This window comes from Stenotrophomonas sp. LC732 (assembly GCF_052446685.1).
Taxonomy (GTDB): domain Bacteria; phylum Pseudomonadota; class Gammaproteobacteria; order Xanthomonadales; family Xanthomonadaceae; genus Stenotrophomonas; species Stenotrophomonas muris.
The window spans coordinates 1,017,911-1,033,594 of sequence record NZ_CP199214.1 but is presented as its reverse complement, the minus strand read 5'-3'; the positions used below and the strand labels follow the sequence as shown (position 1 = coordinate 1,033,594).

The 15,684-nt window shown below is 66.6% G+C and carries 11 protein-coding genes and 1 pseudogene; 5 read left to right on the top strand and 7 right to left on the bottom strand.

All coding sequences use genetic code 11. The annotated features are described in order from the left end of the window. Positions 1-59: 59 nt before the first annotated feature. Together ACT6SE_RS05010 and ACT6SE_RS05005 are read right to left on the bottom strand one after the other, a co-directional pair. Positions 60-1,061: a 2-hydroxyacid dehydrogenase gene (locus tag ACT6SE_RS05010; RefSeq protein ID WP_046429538.1), complete on the bottom strand. Its 1,002-nt coding sequence runs from the start codon at positions 1,059-1,061 to the stop codon at positions 60-62. A gap of 97 nt (positions 1,062-1,158) precedes the next feature. Further along, a pseudogene (locus ACT6SE_RS05005) lies at positions 1,159-4,032 on the bottom strand (autotransporter domain-containing protein). Between the two features lie 232 nt (positions 4,033-4,264). Here ACT6SE_RS05005 and ACT6SE_RS05000 point away from each other — a divergent pair. From ACT6SE_RS05000 to ACT6SE_RS04980, 5 genes are read left to right on the top strand one after another with little or no spacing between them, the layout of a single operon-like run. After that, the gene (locus ACT6SE_RS05000; protein ID WP_075076110.1) at positions 4,265-4,798 is read left to right on the top strand and encodes an RNA polymerase sigma factor; all 534 of its coding nucleotides are present in this window, start codon (positions 4,265-4,267) and stop codon (positions 4,796-4,798) included. After that, the gene (locus ACT6SE_RS04995; protein ID WP_046429533.1) at positions 4,795-5,763 is read left to right on the top strand and encodes a FecR family protein; all 969 of its coding nucleotides are present in this window, start codon (positions 4,795-4,797) and stop codon (positions 5,761-5,763) included. The genes ACT6SE_RS05000 and ACT6SE_RS04995 overlap by 4 nt, the downstream gene beginning before the upstream one ends. 14 nt (positions 5,764-5,777) lie before the next feature. Continuing rightward, complete coding sequence (locus tag ACT6SE_RS04990; protein ID WP_046429531.1) at positions 5,778-8,576, top strand: TonB-dependent receptor plug domain-containing protein; 2,799 nt, start codon at positions 5,778-5,780, stop codon at positions 8,574-8,576. Between the two features lie 45 nt (positions 8,577-8,621). Further along, entirely contained in the window at positions 8,622-9,578 is a 957-nt protein-coding gene (locus tag ACT6SE_RS04985; RefSeq protein ID WP_046429530.1) for a hypothetical protein, read from the top strand. Next, positions 9,575-10,282, top strand: a complete 708-nt coding sequence (locus ACT6SE_RS04980) for a hypothetical protein (protein WP_444811105.1) — start codon at positions 9,575-9,577, stop codon at positions 10,280-10,282. Before ACT6SE_RS04985 ends, ACT6SE_RS04980 begins: the two co-directional genes overlap by 4 nt. Positions 10,283-10,341: 59 nt before the next feature. On the opposite strand, the gene ACT6SE_RS04975 is transcribed toward ACT6SE_RS04980, so the two are convergent. The 5 genes from ACT6SE_RS04975 to ispH form a co-directional block, all read right to left on the bottom strand. Beyond that, the gene (locus tag ACT6SE_RS04975) at positions 10,342-11,031 is read right to left on the bottom strand and encodes a lysoplasmalogenase (protein WP_046429526.1); all 690 of its coding nucleotides are present in this window, start codon (positions 11,029-11,031) and stop codon (positions 10,342-10,344) included. Continuing rightward, positions 11,028-12,911, bottom strand: a complete 1,884-nt coding sequence (locus tag ACT6SE_RS04970; RefSeq protein ID WP_046429525.1) for a M61 family metallopeptidase — start codon at positions 12,909-12,911, stop codon at positions 11,028-11,030. The genes ACT6SE_RS04975 and ACT6SE_RS04970 overlap by 4 nt, the downstream gene beginning before the upstream one ends. Positions 12,912-13,072: 161 nt before the next feature. Then, positions 13,073-13,651 carry a hypothetical protein gene (locus ACT6SE_RS04965; RefSeq protein ID WP_046429524.1) on the bottom strand — a complete coding sequence of 193 codons (579 nt, stop codon included), beginning with the start codon at positions 13,649-13,651 and terminating at the stop codon, positions 13,073-13,075. Continuing rightward, on the bottom strand, positions 13,632-14,228 hold the full coding sequence (locus ACT6SE_RS04960) for a hypothetical protein (RefSeq protein WP_141098669.1): 597 nt from the start codon (positions 14,226-14,228) through the stop codon (positions 13,632-13,634). The genes ACT6SE_RS04965 and ACT6SE_RS04960 overlap by 20 nt, the downstream gene beginning before the upstream one ends. Before the next feature lie 482 nt (positions 14,229-14,710). Then, a complete protein-coding gene (gene ispH / locus ACT6SE_RS04955) occupies positions 14,711-15,661 on the bottom strand; it encodes a 4-hydroxy-3-methylbut-2-enyl diphosphate reductase (protein WP_046429522.1) in 951 nt (316 codons plus the stop codon). Positions 15,662-15,684 lie beyond the last annotated feature (23 nt).

Below are 15,684 nucleotides of genomic sequence, written 5' to 3'. Positions count from 1 at the left end.
CATCCAAAGTAAATACCCCAGGCGAGGAATGGGCGAGGCCCATTTCCGCATCGTGTCTGCTAAGCCCTCACCCGGTTCGCACACACCCGCCCCTCCGCAAAATCCCGCAGGTTCCCCAACGTGATCGCCGAGATCTCCTGCAGCGCCTCAACGGTAAAGAAGCCCTGGTGGCCGGTCACCAGCACGTTGGGGAAGGTCATCAGGCGTTGGAAGGCCTCGTCGTCGATGATCTCGCCGGAAAGGTCCTGGAAGAACAGCGCGCTTTCCTGCTCGTAGACGTCGATGGCCAGATGACCCAGCCGCCGCGATTTCAGCGCGCGGATCACCGCATGGGTATCCACCAGCGCGCCGCGCGAGGTGTTGACCAGCATCGCGCCGGTCTTCATCCGCGCCAGCGAGGCGTCGTTGATCAGGTGCTGGGTATCGGGCGTCAGCGGGCAATGCAGCGATACGATGTCGGCCCGCGCCAGCAGTTCATCCAGACCAACCCTGTCGCCCACGCCGGCGAAGGCCGGCGACGGATACGGATCATGCCCCAGCACGGTGCAGCCCATGCCCTTGAAGATGCGCGCGGTGGCCAGGCCGATCTTGCCGGTGCCGACGATGCCGACCGTGCGCCCATGCAGGGTGCGCCCGAGCAGGCCATCGAGCATGAAGTTGCCCTCGCGCACGCGGTTGTAGGCGCGATGGGTCTGCCGGTTGAGCGTCATCACCAGCGCCAGCGCGTGCTCGGCCACGGCTTCGGGGGAATAGGCCGGCACCCGTGCGACGAACAGGTCCAGCGCTTTCGCGGCGGCCAGGTCCACATTGTTGAAGCCGGCACAGCGCAGCAGTACGGCGCGTACGCCCAGCGCATGCAGCGCGTGCAGTACCGGCGCGTCGAGGCGGTCATTGACGAACACGCAGACGGCGGCGCAGTCCTGTGCCAACGCAGCGGTATGCACGTCCAGCGCGGCATCGAAATACACGAATGCAAAGCCCTGCCCGGCCGCATCGCGCTGGTTGGCCTCGTCGAGGAAACGACGATCGTAGGGGCGGGCACTGAAGACGGCGATCTGCATGACGGGGCCTGGCTGGATTTCCCTGCCGACCATACCGCAGCACCTGCCCTGATGGGATGGCCCCGGCGATACGCATATCGCCGGGGCCGGGTACCGCTTAGAACCGGTAGCCCAGGCCCAGCATCACGCCGTTCTGGATCTGCCCGTCGCGGCGCTCACCCACGTAGTCGGCCATGATCGACAGGCGCTCGCTGGCGCGACTGGTCACGCCCACGTTCCAGGCCAGTACCTGCTCGCCCACGGCCTGGCTGCTGGCACCAAACACCAGGTCCGGGGCCGCGGCGAAACCGGTGCTATAGCGCGCCTGCGAGTCGCCCAGCTCCTTCTGCCAGACCACGCGGGCACGCGGGGTGATGCGCTCGCCGTTGTTGCCCTCGAAGGTCTTGAACAGCTGCAGGCCGGCACCCACGCGGATGCTCTCCAGGCTGCCGCTGCGTCCTGCCAGCGCACCAGCGCCCTGCTCTTCGTTGAAGCGGGTGGCCGAGGTCCGCGCGTAATCCACCACCGGCAGCAGCGGCTGGATCACCAGTCCCTTGCCGGTGGTGAAGGAGAACGCGTGTTCGACCCGCGCCGAGATCGCGTCGTTGCTGTATCGGGCGCGCAGCGGCTGTTGCAGGCCATCGATGGCCGAAAGGCTGCGGCGGGTATCGTGGCGCAGGTCGGTGTAGCGCACGGCCGCCGACAGGTAGCCACGCGAATAGGTCGCATCCAGGTAGCCTCCCACATCCAGCGCGCGCACGTCGCCACTGAAACCGGAGCCATCGCTGGCCTTGGTCGACATGTCCGCGGCGGCCACGCTGACGCCGAGGGTGACGCGGTCATCGGCCACGTGCGTGTCGGCACCGACCACGATGCCGCCGATGTTATGGCTCAGGCCGGCCACGCCACCGTCGGCGTCGATGCGGCCATGGCTGGCGAAACCGCGCGCCCACAGGCCACGGCTGCCACCCGCCGCGCGGCTGTCGCCAGCAGCCTCGCCGGCCGGCTCGACCAGATGCATGGCCAGCTGGTTGAACAGGCTGCCATGGCGCATGCCCGGCTGCGCCGACACCGACTGCGCCGCCTGCGAGGCCAGGCCATCGGCATCGCCGCCACTGCGCATCGCCGCCTGGTGCTGCTGCACCACGTTGCCGATGCTGCCCAGCAGTGCATTGTCGGCCAGGCGCAGGCTGGCGTGTGCATCACCGCGCAGGGCGCCGGCCTGCTGTGCGATCACATCGCGGTCGGCGAACTGCAGTGCGCCGAGCAGCGACTTCAGGCCGCTGTCCTGGCGATCCGATGCGGCTGCCAGCGCGCGCCCCAGTCCATCGCCGGAGGTGCCGTTGGCAAACAGGCCCAGCTGATCGAAGCCCGGGTTGGCGGTCAGCCACAGCCCGTCGGCCGTCTGGTTGACGTTGAAGCTGAGCAGCGAATTGTGGCGCGGGCGGAATACTTCGCCCGCGGTGATGCTGGCGCTGTAGCCGGTGTCGCCCAGTCGCACGGCATCCTGGAAACCGCCCTGGTAGATCGGCCCTTCCACCAGATCGCGGCGGTAGCCGCCGGCATAGAAGCCCTAGGCGACGTTCAACGCCAGGTGTGCGCCCTGCGCGATCACCAGCGCCCCCTCTTCGGCCCCGCCATCGTAGAAGCTGCCGACGCGCAGGCGGCCACTGCCGGTGCCCCCGGCCTCGGTAACATCGAACAGCACCTGCCCGCCGGGCATGATGTTGACGTAGCCGTGGGTCACCAGATCACCGCCACGCGGCATCAGCGTGCCGAACACGCGCAGTCGGTTGAAGCCGTCTTCGCGCCAGGACGGGCCGGTGCCATCCAGCAACGCATCACTGTCGGTGCCGACCGATGCGATATCGCCATGGCCAACCACCACGCTGCCCGGCATCACCCGCAGCTCGGGGGTACGCAGCGCGCCGCCCTCCAGCGCGATGGTGCCGTTGTCGACCAGCATGAAATCGGCGCCGGTGGTTTCGGCGGTGCGCCAGGTGGCGCCATTGCTGACACGGATCACGCCCGCCGAACCTGCCAGGGTGGACGCATCCAGATCGGCCAGCCGCAACTGGCCGCGCAGCTCATCCTGGAGGTCGGGGTCGGCAAGCAGCTGCTGCAGCGACTGCGTGCCGATGCCGTTCGGCCCCCGCGTGGAGACGTTGTACAGGCTCACCGCGTAGTTGATGTAGGTGCTGGCCCAGTCGGTGTTCCAGCGCGCGAAATCGTCGTCGACGAAGGCCTGCAGCTGGCGCGCGGTGCGCAGGTAGCCCGGATTGATGTCGCCGCTGACGTTGCTGGTCACATGCAGGGTGTCGCCCGGATCGCGATAGCCTGCCGTGTTGATGATGTTGTTGCCGCGGATGTCCTGGCCCGGGAACGACTCCAGCTTGCTGCCGCTGCCATCCGGATCGAAGGTGACCGAGGTACCCGTGGTGCGCGCCGGGTCGCGGAACACCAGCAGGCCATTGGGCCGCACCACCTCATACATGGCCTTGTGCAGCAGGCCGGCATCCATGCCGCCGCCATAGTTGCCGGTGTAGATCTGGGTCATGCGCGGCGACGGTGCGTAGGTGATCCTGCCACCACTGCTGGCGGCATGGATCTGCACCGAATCGACCAGCGGCAGGTCGCCGCCGAGATAACGGTTGACGCCGCCGGACTGCATGATCGAGCAGGACGAAATGCAGTGGCCGGACACAATCGTGTCCAGGCCCTGGGTGCGGATCACCGCCTGCAGCCACTCGCCGGCGATCAGCGCGCCACCGTTGGACGTGCGCAGCACGACTTCGCGGATCGGGCGTCCTTCGGCCTGCGCCTTGGCCAGCAGCGCGGGCAGCGCCACCACATCGGCAACGGTTACGCCGCCGCTGAGGAAGACGCGATCGTCCTGCACGTGATAATTCATTGCCATGACGTCATCAACCGCCGCCATAGCGGTGATGCCCAGCAACGCTGCCAGGGCCAGGCTCAACTTCGAATGCTTCATGTGTTCTCTCTCTCCACCCGCAACGCACGGGTCGAAAGTTCAACGTCCGGACGGTGCGCCCTCCCCCAGTGCAGCGCCCCTCGAAACATGAACGCATTCACAATGGATTCGTGGGCCACGCACACTCTTCCCCATCCGGTCATCGTCGCGTAAAACTCGAAGACGTACCCGCCACCGACGTCCGAGGCCAGCCCTGTCCGCCCCCTCTCCTCTGATCCATCGCGCGCCGGACCTGTCCGCGCCGGCGGACGCGTTCATTGCGTTCGTGCGGGAGGAACGCGCGCCGTTGTGTGCGTTCCTGCGCACGCGCGGTGTCGGGCCGGAGGATGCCGAGGACATCGCGCAGGACTGCATGGAGCGGCTGATCCGCTATCGCGCGCACAGTGCCGACGAGCTGCGGCTGCTGCTGTATCGTATCGCCCGCAACCGCCTGGCAGACCGCGGCCGTTCGTCGCAGTCGCGGCCGCATCTGTCCCTCGCCGAACATGATGGCGGCAACGAGCCTTCCAGCACGTCGCCCGATCCATTGCGCCAGGCCGAGTCCGGGCAGATGCTGTCCCTGCTGCGGCAGGCCCTGTTCAAGCTGCCCGAGCGCGCGCGCGAGGTGTACCTGCTCAACCGGATCACCGGCATGAGCTACACGCAGATCGCGCGGCACTGTGGAATTACTGCCAAGACCGTGGAAAAACACATCGCCCGCGCCCTGCAGGGCCTGCGCCAGGAACTCGGAACGGATCCGCTGCACAACGACAGGGACAACGGATGAGTCACGCCAGGCCCAGGGAAGATACGCAGCTGTTCGAACGCGCCAGCGCCTGGGTGGCGCGGCTGGAGGCTCCGGACTGTACGCCGGGCGAGCGCGAGACGTTCGAGGACTGGTTGGCCGAGGACCCGGCCCATGTCACCGCCTGGATCCAGGCCGAGACCCTGTTCCAGCAGGGCGAGGAACTGGCCGCCGACCCGTGGCTGCGCACCGCCGCGGCACGTGCTGCACGGCCGGCGCCGCGTCGCTGGCTGCCGGCAGTGGCCGCTGCCGCAGGCGTCTGCCTGGCCATCGGGATCGGCTGGATGATTGCCGTCGACGGCAACCCCACGCCGCTGCGCTATGCCAACGATTCCCACCAGCCCCGGCTGCAGACGCTGGCCGATGGCAGCGTGGCCACGCTGGATGCGGGCACCACCCTGCACGCCCGTTTCGGTTGGCGCCATCGCAACCTGGTGCTGGAACGTGGCCGCCTGCAGCTGCAGGTCGCACCGTCGGGCAAGGCCCTGCAGCTGCGCGCCGGCGACAGCACCATCCGCGACATCGGCACCACCTTCCAGGTGGAACGCCTGCATGATGGCCTGGTCGAAGTCGCACTGCTGGAAGGTGCGGTGGAAGTCAGCAGCGGGGGCAGCCAGCACACCCTGGCGCCCGGCCAGCAACTGCAGGTACTGCCGTCGGGCCGCATCCAGCCCGGTCCGGCACTGTCGTCCAATGCCGCCGCTGAAGGCTGGCTGCAGGGACAGCTGGTGTTCGATGCCACACCGCTGTCGATCGTGGTCGAACGCATGAACCGCTACGACCACACGCCGCTGGTGATCGCCGATCCGGAGATCGCCAGCCTGGCGGTAAGCGGTACCTTCCGTGCCGGCGACGCGCAGGAACTGCTGTCGGCACTGGAACTGGGCTGGTCGGTGGCTGGCCAGACGCGACCGGATGGCGCGCTGGAACTGCGCCGCACGTACTGAGGAGGCCTGCGGTGATGGCAGTACCGGGCGCGCTGCAGGGGGGGCTGCTGCTCCGCACCCTGTTCTGCCTCGCGTTGGGCATCCCCGCGCTGCCGTCTGCCGCTGCGGCCGAGCAAGCGGGCACCCTGGAGGTCGATGTTGGTTCAGGCCCGCTGGCGCCGGCCCTGCAGCAATGGGCGCGACAGAGCGGCATTGCCCTGCTGTTCGATGCGCGTGAGCTGGATGGCCTGCGCACGGCCGGCACCCATGGCCACCGCGATGCTGCTGCGGCCCTGAAGGAACTGGTCGCGGGCATGCCGGTGAACATCCTGCGTACGCCTGCTGGCGGATTCGTCGTCCGCCGCACCCGCCCCGCGCCGCCATCGCCACCGTCGGTCGCGGCACGCGCCACGCCCGCAGCACGTTCGCCACACAAATCCGCCGACGCGCCGCCGCAGGTGGAACTGGCGCCGATCCATGTCACCGGCAGCCGGCTGCCGCGCACCTCCGTGCAGACCACGCTGCCGGTCACCATCATCGACCGCGATGACATCCTGCGCAGCGGCTACGGCAGCCTGTTCGACCTGCTGCGGCACTTGCCGGGCATGAACGGCCACCCGGCGATGAGCACCTCGCGCAGTGGCGATTCGCAGTACCTGCCGGTGGGTGCGGCCACCACCACCAGCCTGGACGGCATGGGCCCGCGTGCGACCCTGTTCCTGGTCAATGGCCGTCGCCTGCCACGCTATCCCATGGTGTCGCTGGAACAGGGTGGGCTCACCGATCTTGGGGGAATTCCGCTCAGCTTCGTCGAACGCATCGAGCTGGTACGTGGCGGCGCCTCGGCCATCTATGGCGCCGACGCGATGTCCGGCGTGGTCAACATCATCCTGCGCGACCAGGCTGACGGCCCGGAAGCCATGCTGCAGACCGGCCTGAGCGGGCGCGGCGACGCTGGCCAGTATCGCGTGCAGGCGGCCACCGGCGGCGTGCGCGACGGAGGGGACCGCTGGTTCGCCGGCATCGACCTGCACCGCATCGACCACGTGGCCGGTGATCGCCGCCAATGGCATGCGGAAACCTCGCAGTACCTGATCGGCGCGTTCCGCGATGGACGCTACTGGCCGGCAGAACGCTGCGAAGGCCCATTGACGCGGCGCGATGGTGCCTGCTGGTTCGACAGCGCCCGACCACGCTCCCTGCAACCGGCCTCGGATACCGCCTCGGCCTACCTGCGCTACCGGCATGAGCGCGGCGAAGGTCGCTATGCCTACGCCGAGGCGCGGGCCAGCCACAACCGGCAACGCTTCGACCTTGGTCCAACCGCCGTTGCCATCGGCCTGTACGGGTTCACCTTCAACAGCGTGCTGCGCGAAGCTGGCAACGTGCGTCCGCATGTACGTGCCACCGACGCCGACGTCACCTTCGGCATTGGCCGCGACCAGGGCCGGCGCAGCTGGGATGCCGGCATCAGCGCACAGCGCAGCGATGTCAGCCTGTCCACGTCGGGCACCGTGCGCGCCGAGCCCCTGCTGCGGGTCGCCGAGACACTGGATTTCCTGCCCGGCTTCACCTCGTTGCCGGCGGGCGCGGCCGAGCAGTTGTTCCCGTCGATCCGCAATCGCGGGCGCACCGAGCAGTGGCAGGGCTGGTGGGGCATGCAGCGCGAGCTGATGCCATTGGCCGGCGGTGCTGCACAGCTGGCCACCGGCATCGACCTGCGCCAGGAGCGCTGGACCTCGCATCCCGACGCCCTGCTGAGCCAGGGTGACCTGGCGCTGGGCCTGCCGCAGGAGCAGCGCCACCTGGCGCGCCGCAGTGGCGGCGCCTACGCCGAACTCGGCCTGCCCCTGGCGCACACGCTGCGCATGGACCTGGCCGCACGCTGGGACCGCGACGGCGACTACCAGGCCTTTTCGCCCCGCGTGGGCGTGCGCTGGAGCCCCACGCCCCGGTGGTCCTTCCTGCTTGCCAGCGGGCGCGGCTATCGTGCGCCCAGCCTGTTCGAACAGCGGCGTCCCCCGGGCTACTTCGGTGCGATCGAGCTGCCGGCCTCCAGCGCCCTGCCCGACTGCGCGCAGAGCAGCGGCAACGGGCGCTGCAGCGTCACCGTGGACGTGGTGGAGAACGATGCGTTGAAGGCCGAGCGGTCGCGCAGCCATTCCCTGGCCGCGACCTGGACGCCGACCGATACGTTCTCGCTGTCACTCACCCACAACATCGTCGAACTGCGCAACGAGATCCTGGCCCTGCAACCGGCCGACGCGGTGTGGAACCCCGGCACCTGGGAGCTGGACGAGGACGGCCACCTGAGCAACCTGCGCCTGTCCTTCGACAACATCGGCCGCACCACCTCGCGCAACTTTGTACTGCGCGGGGAGTACCACATCGATACCGGCAGCACCGGCCAGTGGCTGTTCTCGCTCGATGCGCTGAAGCAGCAGGAACTGCGCCGCGAACGTGGCCATGATGCAACGGTGGACCTGCGCGGCCATGTCACTCCGACGATGGCCGCCGTGCTGAACGTGCAGTGGCAGAACAGCAACTGGGACATCGCCCTGCGCGGCAACCAGGTGGGGCGCACGCGCGCCTGGCTGCCCGGTGCGGAATGCCCGGAGGAACAGCGCGAGCAGAACCACTGCATGAACCCCCGGCAGCTGCGCTGGAACCTGCATCTCGCACGACGCCTGGGGCCGCGCGTGGTCGCCGCGCTGGACGTGCACAACGTGCTCGACACGCAACCGGTGAACTATCTGGTCGGCAACGGTGGCCAGATGCCGGGGCTGGACGATCCGCTCGGCCGCTACTTCCTGCTGACCCTGCAGATCCGCTGAGCGTAGTACCCTACGCGCCCTGTTCCATCGGTTCCCCACCACCCCATGAAGGCCTATCTCTGGTTCTGGGGCGCGTTCCTGCTGTTCTTCGCGTTGCCCTTCCCCTGCATCCTCTATGTCGGCACGTCGTGGCCGGTGCAACTGGCCGACCGCAGCGCGCCATGGCTGGCCCTGCTGCTGCTCGCGCTGTCGGTGATCCTGTGGCTGGCCCTGCTGCTCGCCTTCCTGCACTACCTGCTGCTGGGCCCGCCGCGCGCGCTGCATCGGGTGCGCACCATCCTGGCCGGCGGTGAGCCGCGCGACGCGTTGATCGAACAGGCCGAGCAGACCGGCGTGCACGTGCGCGGCTTCGCGCAGTGGAAGCTGCAGCTGGGCTTCCAGAACCTGTCCGGCACGCCCATCAACGAACAGATGCTGGTGGTGGACAGCAAGCCGCAACTGCAGCGTTTCGTTGCCGGCCAGCGTATCGAGGTACGCCTGAGCCGGATGCCGGGCGCGTTCCCCAACGTGGTGCTGGAGGGGGCGCAGCCCGAACTGGATGTCGCCAGCCTCTGGCGTCGTGGTGTCGGCGCAGCGATCGGCATCGTGGCGGTGGCCAGTGCCTATGTGGCCGCCTATCGGCTGCAGAGTGAGGGGCTGGGCTGGACCTTCCTGTCGCTCGGTCATCCGCTGCTGGTGTGCCCGTTGGTGTTGTGCGGCTACGCGCTGGGCCTGCGCCTGCTCGGCCGGCTGCTGCAGGCCGATGCCCGCGGTGACGCGCTGAAGTATCGCGGCATCGGCGTGGATGCGAAGGTGCTGAAGCTGCGCCAGACCGGCACCTATCTCAACGAGCAGCCGCAGGTGGAGTTCCAGCTGGAGTACATCGACCGCGAAGGTGGCGTGCAGCAGGTGAGCGTGCGCCGCTTCATCCCGTTGATCGAGCTGGCCAATCTTCCGCGCGAGCGGGTCACGCTGTTGTACGACCCGGAAGATCGCCGCAACGTTCGCCTGGAGGGTGTATGAAGCAGCCGCCCTCGACCCGGCTGGTGTTCTCCGTGGTGTTGCTGGTGCTGGCCGGCGTCGCCGTGGCAGGCGGAGCCCTGCAGACGCTGGGCGAAACACTGGGCCATTCGGTGCAGGCCGACAGCGCAAGCGCGCCGATCGCCATGCCGCCAGCGCGCGAGAGGCCCGCTTCGCTCGCGCCGATGACCGAGCCGCGGTTGCCGCCGGTGCCCGAACGCAACAACCGGTTGTTCGATGCGGACTACCTGCTGGCCGCCCGCCAGGCACTGGAACAGATGCCTGCGCTGGCCGGGCACCGGCTGACGGTATTCCACAGCATCCACTTCTACGACGATGGCCGGATCAATCTGGACCTGGTGGATCCGCAGCAGCCGTCGCGCGTGGACAGCTACCACTTCGAACGCGGCCAGTGGCGCAAGGGCGACCCGGTCAATCCGCAGCGCTTCGCGCCCACCATCACCCTGCGCCGCAGCAGCACGGCGCTGGCCAACATCGATTTCGGGGCGGTGCCGCGCGTGGCCCAGGCACTGCAGGCACAGCGCAACGCATTAATGGGCACTCCCGGTGAAGTCGGCCACGTCTATGTGATCGTGCGCAAGGGTGGCACTCTGGTCTGGCTGCCGGACGAAGTCGCCGGTGATCGCCAGTCCGCACGCCTCTATTTCGACGCACAGGGCCGTTCCGGCAACGCGACCCTCCGATAGTCAACGCGAAAAGGGGACGGAGGGGATTAAGTCGTTTGTGCCTTGGTGCCGTCTGCGACTTAATCCCCTCCGTCCCCTTTTTGCTGTTTCACGGAGCGGGCGATGGCGTACTGCGCGCCGTAGTAGGTGGACAGCACCAGCAGGGTGGCCAGTGGCAGGCCGCCGGCGAAGCGGTCCCAGGCCAGCAGCGAGTCGCTGGCGACGAACAGCAGCGCACCGGCCGCAGCCCAGCGTGCACCGCTGGCTTCCACCGCACCGGGCAGTGGCCGGCGCCACTGGCGTGCCAGTGCCAGCACCGCCATCGATGCCAGCACCACCACGTACGCCAGCACCGGAATGCGCATCGGTGCGGGCAGGTGCGGCCACAGGCCAAGCACGTTGAGTACAGCGAACGCGCCGAGCAGGACGCTGGCGGCAAGCAGGCCACGTCCGGCACGCAGGCCATCGCGGAAGGCGACGATGTAGCAGAGGTGCGCCAGCAGGAATGCGACCAGCCCCGGCACGAACGCATCCACCGGCAACATCAGCGCGATATCCCCCACGCACGACAGCAGCATGCCAGCCAGCACCGCGCGTCGGTAGAACGGCTGCGCTGGATCATGCACCCGCCAGGCGATGGCAGCGATCAGCAGCGTGGTGGTCGGCTTGGCCAACCAATGCAGCCAGCGCCCGTCACCGTGCAGGAACGCACCGAGGATGGCGAGGATCGCCATCAACAGGATCACGCCATCGCGGGCGCGCGGTTTCATCGTGCCTTCCACAGGTCCGCAAGGCGGTCAGGCTTGCCGGCGATACGCTCCAGCACCGGGTACTGCAGGCCACCGTGGTAGGCGATGTTCATCGTTTCGATGCGGTCGAACTGCTTCACCAGCAGCACGATCGGCGCCTTGTCCTTCCCCGCCGCAGCTACCGCATCCTTCAAGCGCTGGCTGCTGTACTCGCGTCCGCCAACGGCAATCACCTTCATGCCAGGCGCCAGGCCGGCGTTGAAGGCCGGGCTGTCCCAGATCACGTCGCCGACCACGCCGCTGTCGAGCACGGTCGCACCCAGCGAGTACGCCAGCAGCGCCGCTTTGGCGCGTTTTTCCTGTGCCTTGTAGGCGTCGTTCGGCGTATCGCGGTAGACCAGCTTCCAGCCCGCCAGTTCCAGGCCGCCGGTCAACGAACCGTGGCCGTCCAGGCGCCCGCGCAGGAACGTCGCCCAGTCATACGGCGCTATGCCGTTCAAGGTCGCGACCACGTCGTTGAAGGTGTACGGATTGACGTCCCAGTCGCCGTTGCCGACGCCGAAGAATGCACGTGCGAAGTCATCCAGGCTACGCCGGTTGCCGCTCAGTTCGCGCAGCTTGCCCTCCACTTCCAGCCACAGCATCTGGCCGCCGGAGTAGTAGTCCTCGCTCATCTGGTAGTTGCGGTAAGGCAGCGTGCGGCGCTGCGCGATGGTCGGGTCATTGGTGGTGTCCTGCAGCGGCCGCCAGGCCAGGCCCGGCCGACCACGGTCATAGGTCGCGGCCACGTTGGCCAGCATGTCGCGCGCCTGCGCGGTCGACCACAGCCCTGAACGCGCCGCCAGCACCTGGCCCCAGAACTGGGTCTGGCCTTCGTAGACCCACAGCAGGCTGTCGCCCATCGGCGTGTTGAAGTTGGCGGTGGCGAGGTCCGCGCCGCGACGGTACTTGCCGTTCCAGGAATGGGTGTACTCGTGCGGCAGCAGATCGCGCATCCACGCGTTGTTGTCCCACTCGGTGAAGTAGCCCGGGTCGGCACTGTTCTCGCTGGAACGGTGATGCTCCAGGCCGATGCCACCGAGGCGGTCGGTCAATGCCAGCAGGAACTCATAGTGGTTGTAGTGCCGCGCGCCGTAAAGCTTGTCGGCCTCCTGCACCAGCGCGCGGTGCATCGTGATCTGCGCCTCGCTCGGCTTCAGCGATTTGGCGTCGTCGGCAAACACGTTGAGGTGCACCGGCACCTTCGCGCCCGGATCGAGATCGATGCGCTGGTAGTGCTCGCCGGCAAACAAGGGCGAATCGACCAGATGGTCATAGGAGATCGGCTTGAACACCACGGTGTCACCGTCGCGGCGCGCGGTCTCCAATGCAGTGGCGAACGACCAGCCCTTGGGCAGGGTAACGCTGGCCTGCGCCTGCAGCTGGCGCGCGTCGATGCCGGCCGGATACAGCGAGTTGGCGTTCCACTGCAGGTTGAGCATTTCCGGGGTCATCACCACCCGGCCCTGGCTGCCGCCCTGCGAGGACAGGAAATCGAAGTGGGCGACGATCTCGCTGGCGCCCTCGGGCACGTTCACCTTGAACGCATAGACGTTGAACTGATCGCGCTGCCAGGCCAGCGGCTTGCCGTTGGCGGTCACGCGCAGGCCGGCCAGCTTGTCGATCGGGCCGGTGGGCGAATGGTTGCCGGGAATCCACTGCGGGTACAGCAGGGTCATCGGGCCGGGCTTGGCCGGCACGGTGGCGGTCACCTTGAAGATGCGCCGGGCCAGATCGCGCGCGTCCACATCGATGCGCAGCAGTCCTGGGGCTGCCGCGTTGGCCGGTGGCGAGGTCTGCGCAAGTGCAGGCGTGGCCGCCAGCGCGAACAGCAACGACATCGCCAGGGCTCGGGTCTTCATCGGGCAACTTCCAACAACGGAGAATCTTCCGATGCTAGGCCTGTGCCGTGCCCTGCCCCATGGCCAAAGGTCATGGGGCGAGAGAACTGTCTACGCAAATCCATGAGGGAACGTGCTTGCCAGACCGATCGCCGGCCTGGCAAGCCGCCCGGAAGGGAAGTCTAGTTTGATGCGCCTTCTTTGTAAGCCGCCTCAATGGCCCCCTTCAATCTCGTCGGATCTTCGATCCTCACACCGGTCAAGCACTTGGAGCCGGTCGCATCGAAAAACACTGTCGATGCGGAGCCGCCCTGGAAGTGTGCATAACCAAACACCGGCGCGGGGGAATCGGCCAACGGCGCCCATACGATTTTTCCGAGGAGCAGTCTAGCCTTGGCAACATCCCGCTCGATGCATCCGCCCGACGCCTTCACCACGATCGTTACCTGGCCGGATCGCTGTTCAAGTTGGGGCAGAAGCGCGATATCGCCGAAATTGCGGGCGATGCCGGAAGCCGAAGCGGAGTTCGCGCGGAAGCCATTCTCAATACCCAATGCATCAGCGGCGGCCTGCGGCCCAGCACTTCGCACCACCTCCAGCCTCTCGATGTAATCCAGTGCTGCCAGTTGGGAGTCCCTTGAGGCGGCACTCCACATTTGAGAAGGAGGTGTCACCGCAACCGCTGCGAGGGGAATGACCGCAGACAAGATGAGTAGTGCTTTCAGGGGCACTCTCACGAATTCACCAAGGATAGTTGGCATCGTAGTAGTCCTCATGCTGCTTGGTATAGGTTTTCCCCGATGCGACATGGTTGTTGTCACAGAATGCCTTGCCAATATCCACAAGCGAAGCACCACTTGACCACATGACCCAAAGCGTAGCGGAATTCTCGGAAATCAGCGGAATCTCAACGGTTCCTTCCGAAAATCCTCGAATCTGATCACTCACGACCGCGTTATTGACAACGGCCTTGGCCTCCCACACACAATTTCTTTCAACGTACTGCGCCTTGGTAATCGGAGCATCAATATTGGGAACACCAGCCACGTGATGACCAAGCTCATGACTGAGATAGCCTACGGTCTTGTAGAGCCCGGGCAGATCAAAGCTATCACAAGAGTACGGCGGAACCAGTATTTTCGCCGTAAGCGGGTCATAGCTGGGAGGGAGACCATATGCCCTGACGCCCGAATGAGCCTGGATCTGCGAGGTAAGTGTTGTGGATGCAGCGGAGATGAAGTCTACGCATTGGCCCAAACCAGTTACAGGGTAAGTTTGCGCCTTCGCGTAGACGGGACAAATAAGTGAAAAGATCAAAATCAGGTATTTCCATACCATATTCCAGCCCCATTCCCCGGATCCCAGCGATCCGACTCAAATCCTGGCGCTAAGGATCTTTTCTCTCTATAGGAAAACTCCTAAAGACTCCGCTACCTGCAACCGATCACACCTGAAACAAGAAGGCCTTCGAACTTTCCGGCACCAAGGGGCAAGGGCTAGGGGCGTGAGACCACAACGCTGAATGCTCGCAGAGAGGTTCCAGGGTCAGACAGGCGATACGACCGCTCATCACAGTGCGTCACATTCACGTCAAAATGATCACCCTGTTAATCAAGCCATGAGCGGCGCGAGAGCACGGGTCTTCATCATCAGACAAGTTCCAGCCATGAGAGAGGCCCCGCTGCCAGACCAGTAGCAGGCGCAGCACCGTCACCAAAGGCCATGGTTGTAGCATCCATCCAGATATGGAGCGGATGATGCGCATGCAGGCGCATTGCGCAGTGCGAACCAAGGTTCGCACCCACCAGAGTCAGGCCCGCTCAGTCGACCAGGCGCAGGCGCAGTTCCTTCGGCAGCGCGAACACCATCGATTCCGGTTCGCCGTCCAGCTCGCCCACGCCGGTGGCGCCCAGCTCGGCCAGGCGCGCCAGCACGCCATCGACCAGCACCTGCGGCGCCGAGGCGCCGGCGGTCACGCCGATGTGCTGCTTGCCTGCCACCCATGCCGGGTCGATCTCGTGCGCACCATCGATCAGATACGACTCCACGCCTTCGCGGCGGGCCAGCTCGCTCAGACGGTTGGAATTGGAGCTGTTCGGCGAACCGACCACCAGCACCAGGTCGCAGCGCTTGGCCAGGTCGCGCACAGCATCCTGGCGGTTCTGCGTCGCGTAGCAGATGTCGTCGTTCTTCGGGCCCTGCATCGCAGGGAACCGCTCGCGCAGCGCATCGATGATGCCGCGCGTGTCATCCACCGACAGCGTGGTCTGGGTGGTGTAGGCGACGTTTTCCGGCTGGTTGATCTGCAGCGTCGCGACCTGCTCGACATCCTCGACCAGGTAGATCTGCCCGGTCCCGGCTTCGCGGTTCCACTGGCCCATGGTGCCCTCCACTTCCGGGTGACCGGCGTGGCCGATCAGCACCACGTCACGGCCGGCACGGCAGTGGCGCGCGACCTCGAAGTGGACCTTGGTCACCAGCGGGCAGGTGGCGTCGAACACCTTCAGGCCACGGCGCTCGGCTTCCTGGCGCACGGCCTGGGACACGCCATGCGCGCTGAAGATCACGGTGTTGTTGTCCGGAACCTCGTCGAGCTCTTCGACGAAGATCGCGCCGCGCTGCTTCAGGTCGTCGACCACGAAGCGGTTGTGCACCACTTCATGGCGGACATAGATGGGCGCGCCCAGCGTTTCGATCGCGCGCTTGACGATCTCGATCGCACGATCGACACCGGCACAGAAACCACGCGGGTTGGCGAGCAGCACATCCATCAGTTCAGTCTCCCGGCGGCAGC

Coding starts and splice junctions, on each gene's coding strand:
- ACT6SE_RS05010 (WP_046429538.1), bottom strand. CDS start 1,061: ATGCAGATCGCCGTCTTCAGTGCCCGCCCCTACGATCGTCGTTTCCTC.
- ACT6SE_RS04995 (WP_046429533.1), top strand. CDS start 4,795: ATGAGTCACGCCAGGCCCAGGGAAGATACGCAGCTGTTCGAACGCGCC.
- ACT6SE_RS04990 (WP_046429531.1), top strand. CDS start 5,778: ATGGCAGTACCGGGCGCGCTGCAGGGGGGGCTGCTGCTCCGCACCCTG.
- ACT6SE_RS04985 (WP_046429530.1), top strand. CDS start 8,622: ATGAAGGCCTATCTCTGGTTCTGGGGCGCGTTCCTGCTGTTCTTCGCG.
- ACT6SE_RS04980 (WP_444811105.1), top strand. CDS start 9,575: ATGAAGCAGCCGCCCTCGACCCGGCTGGTGTTCTCCGTGGTGTTGCTG.
- ACT6SE_RS04975 (WP_046429526.1), bottom strand. CDS start 11,031: ATGAAACCGCGCGCCCGCGATGGCGTGATCCTGTTGATGGCGATCCTC.
- ACT6SE_RS04970 (WP_046429525.1), bottom strand. CDS start 12,911: ATGAAGACCCGAGCCCTGGCGATGTCGTTGCTGTTCGCGCTGGCGGCC.
- ACT6SE_RS04965 (WP_046429524.1), bottom strand. CDS start 13,651: ATGCCAACTATCCTTGGTGAATTCGTGAGAGTGCCCCTGAAAGCACTA.
- ACT6SE_RS04960 (WP_141098669.1), bottom strand. CDS start 14,228: ATGGTATGGAAATACCTGATTTTGATCTTTTCACTTATTTGTCCCGTC.
- ispH (WP_046429522.1), bottom strand. CDS start 15,661: ATGGATGTGCTGCTCGCCAACCCGCGTGGTTTCTGTGCCGGTGTCGAT.